Origin of the sequence: Pseudonocardia sp. NPDC046786, assembly GCF_040645415.1 — a bacterium.
In the GTDB taxonomy this organism is placed as follows: Bacteria; Actinomycetota; Actinomycetes; order Mycobacteriales; family Pseudonocardiaceae; genus Pseudonocardia; species Pseudonocardia kongjuensis.
The window spans coordinates 1-11,057 of record NZ_JBEYYF010000049.1 but is presented as its reverse complement, the minus strand read 5'-3'; the positions used below and the strand labels follow the sequence as shown (position 1 = coordinate 11,057).

The following is an 11,057-nucleotide window of genomic DNA, read 5'->3' as shown; positions in this document are numbered from 1 at the left end:
CGGACCCGCCGTTCCGGGACCCGCGCGCCGGACAGATACGCGCGGATGGTCTTGCGGTCATGGCCCAGATGCCGGGCGATCGCCGAGACCGTCCAACCCTGCTCCCGAAGCGCGTGCGCTTCCACATCAGCCTCCCAGGACAACACCCGGGCCTCCCACCACTCCGCCGGTGATCACTCATCACCGGCAGCCCAGCGGCAAGCCCTGTCTCGGTCCCGACACCACGCCGGAACCCCGTGCTCAACCTGAGGAAGTTGATCTAGCAGGACTGGGGAGACTCAGCTAGCGCCATCAGTACTAGGCGCGGGCGAGGATCGACGTGCCGATGTCGGTGATGTCCCGCTCGGCGGTGAACGGGTTCGACAGGAACACGCTCAGCATGTCCACGCCCGCCTCGAGCATGCCCTGGGCCTTCTCCCAGATCTCGTCGGGGGAGCCGTACAGGCACCAGTAGTCGCACAGCTGTTTGGTGATCAGCGGCCGGTGTGACTGGTCGAGCCCCTTCTGGTACTTCGACCAGGTGTCGAGGTAGTGCGGTTGCTCGGCGGCGTTCGGGTCGCCCAGGTAGGCGGTGGCCGCCGTCGCGCTGGCCTCGACGATCGAAGGGTCGAGCTCGGCGGCGTACGCGCGCATGAACCCGATGTTGGTCAGGCACGAGCTGATCGGGCCGGAGGCGAAGCCGTGGTCGACGCCGTCCTCCCAGGTTTCGCCGTTGCGCAGCTGGTAGAACCAGCTCACTGCGACGAGCTTGACCGAACCGGCCGGCCGGCCGGCGTCGGCGACCGCCTTGTCCAGTTCCCGGCGCACCAGTTTGATCATCGCGGGGTCCGGCCCGAGGCAGTAGGCCACGTAGTCCGCGTAGTGGGCGGCCACCTTGATGCCGCGCGGGCCACCAGCCGCCATCCACACCGGGATCGGGTCGGCCAAATTATACCAGCTGCCGTCCTTGTCGAGGAACTCCAGCTCGCGCTCCCTGCCGCGCCACTTCTCGGTGACCCGCTCGCCCGCGAGCAGGCCGGTCGTGACCCGGAGCGCGTCGTCGAGCTGGGCGATGCTCGCCGGGCTGTGGCCCATCGAGCGCAGCGCGTTGTTCGCCGTGCCGATGCCGAGGAAGGTGCGGCCGGGGGCGAGGGCGTTCAGCGTGGCGTGCGAGTTGGACGTCACGGCGGGGATGCGGGTCAGCGGGTTGGTGACCCAGGTGCCGAGGTTGATCGTGGACGTCTCCCGGGCGGCGAGCGCCAGGTACTGGTAGGGGTCGCTGAACAGCAGCGGCCCCTCGCCGACGCCGAAGTGCGTGACCCCCGTGTCCTCGGCCTGCTTGACGATGCCGACCTGGTCGATCTTGGCGCATGTGCCGATGAAAAACTCCATCAACTGCTCCTTTGCAGTAGAAGGGCGTGCGAGCGGCTCACCACGGGGCGGAGAGCAGCCATTCCTGTGGAGCGGACGCGGCGGCGCGTTCCCAGTCGGGGCCGGGAAGATCGAGGAACGCACCCTGGGCGTAGAGCAGTGGCTCGCCCGCATGCACCCGCACCGCGTCGACCAGGCCGAGGACGATCACGTGGTCCCCGCCGGCGCGGATCTCGTGCACCGCGCAGTCGAGGTGGGCGATCGCGCCGTCGAGGTGCGGGCCGTAGCGGCCGGGGGAGTGTGCGACGCCTGCGAACCGGTCCGCCGGCCGCGCGAAGTCCCGGGCGAGCACCCCCTGGTCCGAGGCGAGGATGCTGACCCCGAAACCCGGCGCTGACGTCAGCGCGCGGTGCATCGACCGGTCCCGGCCGAGGCAGGCGAGCACCAGCGGCGGGTCGAGCGAGAGCGAGCAGAACGCACTTACCGTGGCGCCGGCCGACCCGGCGGCGGTGGTCGTGGTGATCACGGTGACGCCGCTGGCGAACTGGCCCAGGGCGTGGCGGAACTGCGGTGGGCTGATCGGGTCCCGGTCGAGCGGGACGGGCGCGGCCATCAGGACGCCGGGGTGTCCGGGTCGCCGGCGAGCGCCAGTGCCCGGTCGACCAGATGGAAGCACTCGGACTTGTCGTAGGCCAGGTAGTTCATGGCGAGGATGCGCACCGGGTCCCCGGCGTAGTAGCGCTCGTACTGCACGGCGCGCTGTCCGAACGCGTCGCCGCACAGGTCCCAGGCCAGCTTGTAGAGCCGGATCCGGTCCACGGCGGACATCTCGGCGCCGCGGTAGTAGCGCGCGATGTCGTCGGCGATCGGGGAGCCGAAGTCCTCGGCCGAGGGCATCATCAGCAGCCCGCCCGCGCCGAGGGTTTGTAGCACCTCGACCAGTTTGGGGTATTGCGTGGCCAGCACCACTCGCAGCGTCTGCAGCGCGTTGAACCGGGGGCGGACCGTGCCGGTCGCGGTGGTCTCGTACTCGGCCTCGGCCGCGACGAGCAGCGCGTGGGCCTGCTCGACGGCGGCGATGCACTCGCCGAGCTTCTGCTGCACGTGCAGGAAGCCGTCGATCTTCACCGACTGGCTGAGCTTCATCGCCAGCCCGGTGACGAACTGTAGCTTGACCAGGCCGCGGACGCCGGTCTGGTGCGCGGTGTGCTGGCGCAGGTCGGTCTCGGCATAAAGGGCGTTGGCCAGTTCCACCACGCCGTGCAGGAACACCCGGTCCCACGGCACAAGCACGTCGTCGAACACGACGAGGCAGTCCGCCTCCTCGAAGTGCGAGGACAACGGGTGGTCGAACGGCTGCCGGGTGCCGTCGTCGAAGGGGGCGCGCGAGATCAGCCGCAGGCCCGGGGTGTCGATCGGGATCGCGAAGCAGGCGGCGTGGCGCTCGTCGCCGGGGCGCAGGCCGGGCAGACTGTAGATGATCAGCTCGTCGGCCATCGGAGCGAGCGTCGCTAGCATCCGGGCACCGCGGACGACCAGACCCTCGGTGGTCTCGGACACCACGCCCATGTGCAGGAACTGCTCCTGCTGCTCCGACGCGCCCTTCGACCGGTCGGTCTGTGGGGTGATCAGCGCGTGGGTGAGGAACAGGTCGTTATCGCGAACGTAGGAGTAGTAGCGCGCGATGTTGTCCGCATACCGCTGCCCCAGCCTGGCGAACACCCCGGGGGACTCGGTGAACGCCATCAACGTGGTGTTCAGGAAGTCCGGTGAGCGGCCCATCAGGCCCAGCGTCGGTTCGGCCCACGCCCGGTACGCGGCCCGCCTCGCGGCTAGGTCCTCCGGCGTGCGGCACGGGAGGAACGCGCGTCCGACCCGGGCCCCGTCGGGACCCGGCGCGGTGAGCACCGGGGCGAACTCGGGATCGTGCTGCAGATCGTAGAGCCGGGCGATCTGCTCGATCGGCCGACGCAGGGCGGGATGCGTGGTGACGTCGTCGACGCGCTCGCCCCGCAACCACACCTCACGGGGGTGCTTCTGCAGGTTCTCGACGTACTGCGCACCGGTACGGACGGGCATCGACGGTCCCTTCTCACCAACTGGAATGCTAGCGTGCTTGTGTACGCTAACCGGAGGTGCAGATCACAGCAAGAGCGTTCTTCGGTCTCGAGGTCGACTCGGCCGTCACGCGACCGAGTTGAGCCCTTGACAGTGATCAAAGCCACGTGTTGCATGCTTGCATGCTAGGAGGCCAGCAGGGTCTCCTGCGATCAATGGAGGATTCTCAACGATGAGATTGGGAACGTTCCTGCTGCCCAGTGCAGCGGCGACTCCGGAGCAGTACCGGCAGGGCTTCGCTGGGGCGAACCCGAACTTCTACCAACGCACGCTCTTCGAGAACGCCGCTGTGCTGCGTCAGATCGACGATCTGGGCTTCGACTTCGCGGCGTTCTCCGAGCACCACTTCCATCTCGAGGGCCTCGAGATCTCGAACAACCCGATCCTGCTCGGCTCCTGGGCCGCGGGGATCACGAAGAAGCTGCGCCTCGGGCAGATGGCGACCGTGCTGCCGGCGCGCAACCCGATCCTGGTGGCCGAGGACCTGGCCATGCTCGACCACTTCAGCGGTGGCCGGATGATCGCCGGGTTCGCCCGCGGCTACCAGAGCCGCCACGTCACCACGATCGGCCAGAAGAACGGCGCCGTCGCCACCTACGCGACCGACCCGGACTACGCCGAGCACGATGCGGTCAATCGCGAGCTGTTCGAGGAGGCCTACCAGGTGGTGCGTGGCCTCTGGGCGAACCGCGAGTTCGCTTACCAGGGCAAGCACTGGCAGCTCCCGCCGCCCGGGATCACCTGGGACCACCCCGGGACGCGGGAGATGGCGCCCGCCACCGTGAGCGCCGACGGCGCCGTGGAGAAGATCGGCATCGCCCCGAACACCCTGCAGGACCCGTCCACGATCGAGCTGATGGTGCCCTTCACGCTCAGCTCCAATACCATCCGCTGGGCCGCTCGCGAGGGCGGCTGGCCGATCATCTTCTCCCCGATCGAGGAGACGGTGAAGGCGTGCCTGGACGCCTACCACGAGGAAGCGAAGCTGCGGGACCCGACGATCGGCTGGGGCCGCAACGTCGGGCACTTCCGCGAGATCGTCGTGGCCGACACCGACGAGGAGGCCTTCGCGATCGGATCCGACGCGCTCGGCTTCATCTGGCCGGCCTGGCACGACCACTTCGGGTTCAACGAGGCCCTGCGCTACCCTGGCGAGGAGGGGCCGATCGCGAACAATTACCAGAGCATGGTCGACCGCGGGTACTCCATCGCAGGCACTGTCGACACCGTGGCCCGCAAGCTGGAGAAAGAGATCGAGAAGTTCGGCATCGAGCTGCTCGTGCTATGGATGGGCCTCGGCCCCGCGCCGATCGACAAGATGCTGCGCAGTAACGAGCTGCTGGTCGAACAGGTCCTGCCGAAGATCGGCATCAAGCTTGACCGGTTCGAGCCGACCCTGCGCCCGGAGTTCAACACACCGGCCTGGAATGCCCCCACCCGCTGAGACCGCTTCTCCGAGCCCGAGGTCTGTCGTCAACTCAACAAGTGCAGGGGAGCGTTGACATCTTCATCACCCGCGCGGACCTCTACAGCGGAGAGGCCGTGTCCATCTGCAAAGGGGCTCGAGCTTGACTGGCGCCGCGGCGGTGCGGATCGGGATCGGGCTGCCTGCGGCGGTCCCGGGGGTCCGCCCCGACCAGCTCGTGGAGTGGGCCCGGCGGTCCGACGCCGCCGGGTTCTCCTCGCTGGCGACCCTCGATCGGCTGGTCCATGACGGGCTCGAGCCGCTCGTCACGCTGGGGGCAGCCGCGGCGGTCACCGGGCGGATCGGGCTGGGCAGCTACGTGCTGCTGGCGCCGACCAGGGGCCCGTCGGCGCTGCTGGCCCGGCAGGCCGCGACGCTCGATCGGCTCTCCGGTAGCCGGTTCACTCTCGGTCTGGGAGTCGGCACCCGGCAGGACGACTACCGGGCCACCAACATCGAATTCCACACTCGGGGACAGCGGCTGGACACGATGCTCGACGAGCTGCAGGCGATCTGGGCGGCGCCCGGGCCGGAGCGGGTCGGTCCCACACCGTCGGGTGGCCGTCCACGGATCGTATTGGGCGGCCGGTCGGCTGCCGCGCTGGAACGGGTTGCCCGTGCAGGCGACGGCTGGGTCTCCGGCAGCACCGGGTTCTTCGCCGAGGGTGCGGCCGCGGTGCGGGCGGCATGGCAGCGGCACGGGCGCGAGGGTGCTCCGCGGCTGCAGGCGGTGGCGTACTTCGCCCTCGGGTCGGATGCCGCCCGGCACGCCCGCGAGTACCTGATGCGCTACTACGGGTTCGTCGGCGCCGGGGCCGCCGCAGTCGCCGACTCCGCGCTGATCACCCCCGCCGCGGTACGCGGGGTTGCCAAAGAGATGGAGCGTGCGGGTTGCGACGAGCTACTGCTGTTCCCGTGCCGGCCCGATCCCGAGCAGGTAGATCTCCTGGCGGCGGCCCTGATGTGAGCGCCCCCGGTGTGAGGCCTGGCTCGAGAGCCTCGCCAAGGGGGTCGTAGTGTACGGGACTTCGGTCAGGCGGGACGGGTGCCGTTGAGGGGCTTGTCTTCGGCGCCCGGCCGGGCCTCCAGGCGGATGATGTCGACGGTGCCAGAGATGTGGCGCTCGATCTCGCGCCGCGCCGCTACGCCGTCGTGGCCCCGCAGCGCCGCGATAATCCGCTCGTGATCAGCGTGGCGGTCGTCGAGGGCGTCGGACAGCGGAGTGTGGGTGCCGGTCGTGTTGATCAGAAAGTCGCTGAGGTCAAACATCCGCTGGCAAGTGGTCGCCATGATCGTGGACCGGGACATCTCGTGCACGATTGCGTGGAACTGGCGATTGTACACCCGGTAGCCATGGCTGCGACGGTCGGCGTCGGCGTCGCTGCGCAGGTTGGCAATCAGGGACTCAACCTGCTCGAGCTGCTGCAACTGGACCTCGGTGCGCCGGTCGGCCGCAACCTCGGCGAGCATGCCCTCCATGCCGGCGAAGAACCGAAAGAAGTCCACGACCTCCTGGGGTGAGTAGCGGCAGACCTCGCAACCGACCTGCGGAATGATGTCGACCAGGCCCTCGCCGGACAGCCGGCGCAGAGCCTCCATCACGGGCTGCTTGCTCACCTGGAACTGACTCTTGAGCGCCTCGACCTGCAATCGCTCGCCTGCGGCGTAGGTGCCCTCGAGTAGTTGTTCCTTGATCTGCACATAGATCATCGAGCCGAGTCGCACGGACGACGAACGTGCGTCGCCTAGTCCGGGCCGGAGCTCGAAGCCACCGGTCATCGTCATCCATCGAGCGTAACGGAGAGACGGTTCCGTTCCGCCCGCCGCGCGGACGGACAAGATCTTGCCCGCTCGACGCAGCGACCACTACGATCCTGGAACGCTAGAATGCTAGGGAGCGCACAATGACGTTGGCCCTCTGCACGACCTCGCACACTCCGCTGATGGGGCGGTCTGAGCCCGCAGCCGGTGTCACCGCCCGGGTCGAGGCCGCTTTCGACCGAGCCCGCGCATTCGTTCGGGACTACGACCCCGAGCTCGTGATCCTGTTCGGACCGGACCACTACAACGGCTTCTTCTACGACATGATGCCGCCGTTCTGCATCGGCGCCGTAGCCGAATCAGTCGGTGACTACGGCATGCCGAAGGGCCCCCTGTCGGTCGACGCCGACGCCGCCCGCAGCCTCGCGCGCGAGGTCCTCGCTGCGGGCGTCGACATCGCGATCTCCGAACGCATGCACGTCGACCACGGCTTCACTCAGCCTCTGGAACTGCTCCTCGGCGCCATAGACAGGTTGCCGGTGGTCCCGGTCTTCATCAACTGCGTCGCCGAGCCGCTCAGCCCGGTCGCTCGCATCCGCCTGCTCGGTGAAGCGATCGGACGCAGTGCGGCCGCCTTGGACAAGCGGGTGCTGCTGATGGGGTCCGGCGGGCTGTCGCACGACCCACCGGTACCGCAGTTCGCAGGCGCCCCGCCTGCCGTGGCCGAGCGGCTCATCGCTGGCCGCAACCCGACGGCCGAGGAGCGCGCTGTCCGCGAGGCCAGGGTCGTCGACGCCGTCGGCGCGTTCGCCGCCGGCATGTCGGACCTGATGCCCCTCAACCCGGAGTGGGACACCGCCCTGCTTGACGTGCTCGCCTCCGGAGACCTGGAGCAGATCGACGCCTGGTCCAACGACTGGTTCGTCGAACGGGCGGGACACTCCTCGCACGAGGTGCGCACGTGGATCGCGGCCTACGCCGCGCTCGGCTCGGCGGGCCGCTACGAGGTTGCGACATCCTTCTACGAGGCGATCCCCGAGTGGATCGCCGGCTTCGGGCTGACCACCGCCCGTTCCCTCACCTGAGACCCCACCTTCACCGAAAGGCTTGCCATGGACCTCGACCCGCCCCGGACCGCATTCATCGCGGTGCACTACCAGAACGACGTGATCACTCCGGAGGGCGCGTTCGGCGCCATCTTCGCCGAGCAGGCCACCGCGGCCGGCATCGTGCCGACCACGAAGACCCTGCATACCGCCGCCCGCGACGCAGGCGCCCAGATCGTCTACACCCGGGTGGCGTTCCAGCCCGGCTACGGCGACCTCGTGGGCAACTTTCCGCTGCTCGCGATGGTCGGCCAGCAGGGCTGCCTGGTCGACGGCACCTCGGCTGCCGCCATCGTCGACGATCTCACCCCGCTCGACGGCGACATCGTCGTGACGCACCAGCGGGTCAGCGGGTTCGTCGGCAGCGAGCTGGACACCGTCCTGCGCGGCCGTGGCATCGACACCGTCGTGATCACCGGCGTGGCCACCAACATGTCGGTCGAGAGCACCGCGCGCAGCGCCGGCGATCTCGGCTACCGAACGATCGTCGTCTCCGATGCCAGCAGCGCGGCTACGCCCGAGGTCCACCAAGCGTCACTGGACAGCTTGGGCATGCTCGGTGAGGTCGCCACCAGCGCCGATGTCCTGGCGGCGCTGAAGACCCCGGTGACGGCGTGAGCCGCCCCTCGGTGTGGTCCGCGCTCGCGGGCCTCGAGCTCAGCATCAGGTATGTGCAGGTCGGGGAGTGGCGGACTCGAGTGCTGGAGGCAGGCGAAGGTCAACCGCTGGTGCTCATGCACGGCACCGGCGGGCACCTCGAGGCGTACGCACACAACATCGTGCTGCTCGCGGAGCGCTTCCGCGTGATCGCCTACGAGTACCCGGGCCACGGCCACACCACCCACACCACCCGAGACCTCGAGCTGCCCGACTACGTCGCGCACCTCGACGGACTGCTCGACGCACTCGGGGTCGACCGCACGAATCTGTCCGGCGAGTCGCTCGGCGGCTGGGTGGCGCTCAAGTACGCGGCCACGCACCCCGAGCGGGTGGGAAAGGTCGTGCTCAACACCCCGGGCGGCACCATGGCCACCCCTGAGGTGATGGAGCGGATCCGCAGCCTTTCCCAGGCCGCCGCGGACGACCCGACCGAGGACCGGATCCGGGCCCGGCTGGAGTGGCTGATGGCGGACCCGTCCTCGGTCACCGACGAGCTTGTCGACATCCGCCGCGCCATCTACGCCCGTCCCGGCTTCGCCGAGTCCATGCGCCACATCCTGTGCCTGCAGGACCCGGAGATCCGTGCACGCAACCTGGTCACCGACGCCGAGCTCGCCGCGGTGACCGGCCCGGCGCTCGTGGTCTGGACCAGCGACGATCCGTCCGGTCCCGCCGCAGCCGGGATGACCATGGCGGCCAAGATGCCCGACGCGCGGTTCGAGGTGATCAAGGACGCCGGTCACTGGCCGCAGTGGGAGCAAGCCGAGACCTTCAACGCCCTCGCGCTGGAGTTCCTGACCGGAGGGAAGCCCTGATGGCGCTGTTCGCGGTGGTCTGGCGCTACACCGACGACACCCGCCTGCTCGACGAAATTCGTCCGCTGCATCGGGACTATCTGCAGGACATGGTGAAACAGGGCGTCGTGCGGCAGGTGGGCCCGTTCCGCGACGGTTCCGGCGGTCTGCCCGTCTACGACGTAGCCGACGAGAACGAACTGGCCATGCGGATCGGGGAGGACCCGTTCAGCGTCAACGGTGTGATCGCCGAGTCCCACGCCCGGCCCTGGACGCCGGTGGTCGGCCCTCTGGCCGATTGATACGACCAGATGTGCTCAGCCTGCGGCGGGGTACGCGTGTCGCGCGTCAGACTTCTTGGCAGGGCCCGTTTCTTGCGGGCCTGACCGTGGAGGAACCTGATCGTCATGGCGAGACCGCCGGTGATGCCGGCCGAGGACAAGACCAGGATCGTGTTGTCGGTCCTGGCCGGAGAGATCACCGTCGCGGGGGTCGCGCGGCGAGCGAAGGTGTCGGAGCAGTCGGTCGGGACCTGGAAGCGCCAGTTCCTCGAAGCCGGTCGGGCCGGGCTTGCGGCCGGGAAGTCCGGCCCGTCGACCCGTGAGCAGCAGTTGGAGGCCGAGGTCTCGGACCTGACCCCAGGCCCTGGGTGAGGCCGCGGTCGAGATCCGGGTGTGGAAGAAGTCCGCTGAGGGTCGCTTGGGCCCTTCGCGGACCTCGAGGTGATCCGCGTCGAGGCGGGCACGGGCGACCACGAGGTTCTGCCAGGTGATCGGCGTGCCCGAACGGTCCTGGCGCCGCTGGCAGGCCCGCGCCGGTGACGATCGGCCGGTGAAGGGTCCGTGGCCACGACCGGTCCGCGACCGGGTTCGTGAGGCCGCCCGCCGCCACGCTCTCGCTCGTCCTGCCTGGGGACATCGCAAGGTCTGGGCGATGTGCCGACACGACGGTCTGAACGTCTCCGAGGCCAGCGTGCTGCGGCTGCTGCGCGACGAGGGCCTGCTGCTGGAGGTGAACTACCAGCGCGAACGTCGCCAGCTCGCCGCGCGGCGCAAGGCCGCGTTCGCTGCCTCGCCGACGGTGCGAATCAGGTGTGGCAGCTGGACTTCACCGAGTTCGAGACCACCACCGGTGGTCTCTGGCGGCTGGCGGGGTGTCGGGATCCCTGGTCGAAGTACGAGCTGGGCTGGCATGTCTCGCCGACGGCGAACCAGCACGACGCGATCATCGCGATCGAGCTTGCCCTGGCCGAGGCGGAGCAGTTGGCCGGTCAGCCGCTGATCGACCTCGCCACCCGCGACGAGAACGGAGGCGTGATACCGCTGGTCACGATCGTGACCGACAACGGCGGCCCGTTCCGGTCGTCCCGGTTCGAGGCCTTCATCGCAACCCACCCCGAGCTGCGCCATGTCCGCACCCGGGTCCGTTCACCGGGCGAGAACGGCTCCCGCGAGCGCGGGTTCGGCGCGCTCAAGTACGAAAGGCTGTTCCTGGAGGAGATCGGTGACGCGCTCGTTCTGGTCGAGCACGCCGAGAGCTACCGGATCGACTACAACACCGTCCGTCCGCACGAGGCGCTGTCCTGGAACCGGCCCATCGAGGTCCACACCGGACTCGCCGACCCCTTCGTACCAAACTTTCCCGAGACCGAATTCCTGCCAACTGCTTGAACGCGGGACACGACCTGGCGACCACGACACCAACACCGGGGACTGTCTGATCTTCGGTGTAACTGGTCCGACACGCCGAGCGCAGCTCGGTGGGAGGAGCAGTCATGACCAGCACGATCGAGCCTGTGCCCGA

At 68.9% G+C, this 11,057-nt stretch carries 13 protein-coding genes and 1 pseudogene; 9 read left to right on the top strand and 5 right to left on the bottom strand.

The features are described from left to right. From ABZ881_RS30430 to hpaB, 4 genes are all read right to left on the bottom strand, one after another. A partial coding sequence (locus tag ABZ881_RS30430) for a hypothetical protein (protein WP_358489418.1) occupies positions 1–125 on the bottom strand: 125 nt, incomplete at its 3' end. Between the two features lie 172 nt (positions 126–297). Continuing rightward, positions 298–1,371 carry an LLM class flavin-dependent oxidoreductase gene (locus tag ABZ881_RS30425; RefSeq protein ID WP_358489415.1) on the bottom strand — a complete coding sequence of 358 codons (1,074 nt, stop codon included), beginning with the start codon at positions 1,369–1,371 and terminating at the stop codon, positions 298–300. Positions 1,372–1,408: 37 nt separating this feature from the next. Beyond that, positions 1,409–1,963, bottom strand: a complete 555-nt coding sequence (locus tag ABZ881_RS30420; protein ID WP_358489412.1) for a flavin reductase family protein — start codon at positions 1,961–1,963, stop codon at positions 1,409–1,411. Further along, positions 1,963–3,429, bottom strand: coding sequence for a 4-hydroxyphenylacetate 3-monooxygenase, oxygenase component (gene hpaB / locus ABZ881_RS30415; protein ID WP_358489410.1), 1,467 nt, complete (start codon positions 3,427–3,429; stop codon positions 1,963–1,965). Before hpaB ends, ABZ881_RS30420 begins: the two co-directional genes overlap by 1 nt. 211 nt (positions 3,430–3,640) lie before the next feature. Between hpaB and ABZ881_RS30410 the strand changes: the two genes are divergently transcribed. Both ABZ881_RS30410 and ABZ881_RS30405 read left to right on the top strand, forming a co-directional pair. Then, positions 3,641–4,912 carry an LLM class flavin-dependent oxidoreductase gene (locus tag ABZ881_RS30410; protein ID WP_358489408.1) on the top strand — a complete coding sequence of 424 codons (1,272 nt, stop codon included), beginning with the start codon at positions 3,641–3,643 and terminating at the stop codon, positions 4,910–4,912. Positions 4,913–5,036: 124 nt separating this feature from the next. Continuing rightward, positions 5,037–5,900 (top strand): LLM class flavin-dependent oxidoreductase, encoded by an 864-nt coding sequence (locus ABZ881_RS30405; protein WP_358489405.1) that lies wholly within the window; start codon positions 5,037–5,039, stop codon positions 5,898–5,900. A gap of 65 nt (positions 5,901–5,965) precedes the next feature. Here the strand turns inward: ABZ881_RS30405 and ABZ881_RS30400 are convergent, their stop codons facing one another. Then, the gene (locus tag ABZ881_RS30400) at positions 5,966–6,718 is read right to left on the bottom strand and encodes a GntR family transcriptional regulator (RefSeq protein WP_358489403.1); all 753 of its coding nucleotides are present in this window, start codon (positions 6,716–6,718) and stop codon (positions 5,966–5,968) included. A 119-nt stretch (positions 6,719–6,837) separates the two neighbouring features. Here ABZ881_RS30400 and ABZ881_RS30395 point away from each other — a divergent pair, with 119 nt between their 5' ends. From ABZ881_RS30395 to ABZ881_RS30365, 7 genes and pseudogenes are all read left to right on the top strand, one after another. Continuing rightward, complete coding sequence (locus ABZ881_RS30395) at positions 6,838–7,779, top strand: 3-carboxyethylcatechol 2,3-dioxygenase (RefSeq protein WP_358489400.1); 942 nt, start codon at positions 6,838–6,840, stop codon at positions 7,777–7,779. Positions 7,780–7,806: 27 nt separating this feature from the next. Next, a complete protein-coding gene (locus tag ABZ881_RS30390; protein ID WP_358489399.1) occupies positions 7,807–8,418 on the top strand; it encodes a cysteine hydrolase in 612 nt (203 codons plus the stop codon). Further along, positions 8,415–9,275: an alpha/beta fold hydrolase gene (locus ABZ881_RS30385; RefSeq protein WP_358489396.1), complete on the top strand. Its 861-nt coding sequence runs from the start codon at positions 8,415–8,417 to the stop codon at positions 9,273–9,275. Before ABZ881_RS30390 ends, ABZ881_RS30385 begins: the two co-directional genes overlap by 4 nt. Next, positions 9,275–9,556, top strand: a complete 282-nt coding sequence (locus ABZ881_RS30380; RefSeq protein WP_358489394.1) for a YciI family protein — start codon at positions 9,275–9,277, stop codon at positions 9,554–9,556. The genes ABZ881_RS30385 and ABZ881_RS30380 overlap by 1 nt, the downstream gene beginning before the upstream one ends. A 105-nt stretch (positions 9,557–9,661) precedes the next feature. Continuing rightward, positions 9,662–9,907 (top strand): helix-turn-helix domain-containing protein, encoded by a 246-nt coding sequence (locus ABZ881_RS30375; RefSeq protein ID WP_358489392.1) that lies wholly within the window; start codon positions 9,662–9,664, stop codon positions 9,905–9,907. A 259-nt stretch (positions 9,908–10,166) separates the two neighbouring features. Then, positions 10,167–10,259 (top strand): annotated as a pseudogene (locus ABZ881_RS30370) (hypothetical protein); the annotation flags it as partial. 86 nt (positions 10,260–10,345) lie between these two features. Then, positions 10,346–10,924, top strand: coding sequence for an integrase core domain-containing protein (locus ABZ881_RS30365; RefSeq protein ID WP_358489389.1), 579 nt, complete (start codon positions 10,346–10,348; stop codon positions 10,922–10,924). The last annotated feature ends 133 nt before the right edge of the window (positions 10,925–11,057 follow it).

What these genes read in the sequence shown, in the direction of transcription:
- ABZ881_RS30425 (WP_358489415.1), bottom strand. Translation starts at nt 1,371, where the DNA reads ATGGAGTTTTTCATCGGCACATGCGCCAAGATCGACCAGGTCGGCATC.
- ABZ881_RS30420 (WP_358489412.1), bottom strand. Translation starts at nt 1,963, where the DNA reads ATGGCCGCGCCCGTCCCGCTCGACCGGGACCCGATCAGCCCACCGCAG.
- hpaB (WP_358489410.1), bottom strand. Translation starts at nt 3,429, where the DNA reads ATGCCCGTCCGTACCGGTGCGCAGTACGTCGAGAACCTGCAGAAGCAC.
- ABZ881_RS30410 (WP_358489408.1), top strand. Translation starts at nt 3,641, where the DNA reads ATGAGATTGGGAACGTTCCTGCTGCCCAGTGCAGCGGCGACTCCGGAG.
- ABZ881_RS30400 (WP_358489403.1), bottom strand. Translation starts at nt 6,718, where the DNA reads ATGACGATGACCGGTGGCTTCGAGCTCCGGCCCGGACTAGGCGACGCA.
- ABZ881_RS30395 (WP_358489400.1), top strand. Translation starts at nt 6,838, where the DNA reads ATGACGTTGGCCCTCTGCACGACCTCGCACACTCCGCTGATGGGGCGG.
- ABZ881_RS30390 (WP_358489399.1), top strand. Translation starts at nt 7,807, where the DNA reads ATGGACCTCGACCCGCCCCGGACCGCATTCATCGCGGTGCACTACCAG.
- ABZ881_RS30380 (WP_358489394.1), top strand. Translation starts at nt 9,275, where the DNA reads ATGGCGCTGTTCGCGGTGGTCTGGCGCTACACCGACGACACCCGCCTG.
- ABZ881_RS30375 (WP_358489392.1), top strand. Translation starts at nt 9,662, where the DNA reads ATGGCGAGACCGCCGGTGATGCCGGCCGAGGACAAGACCAGGATCGTG.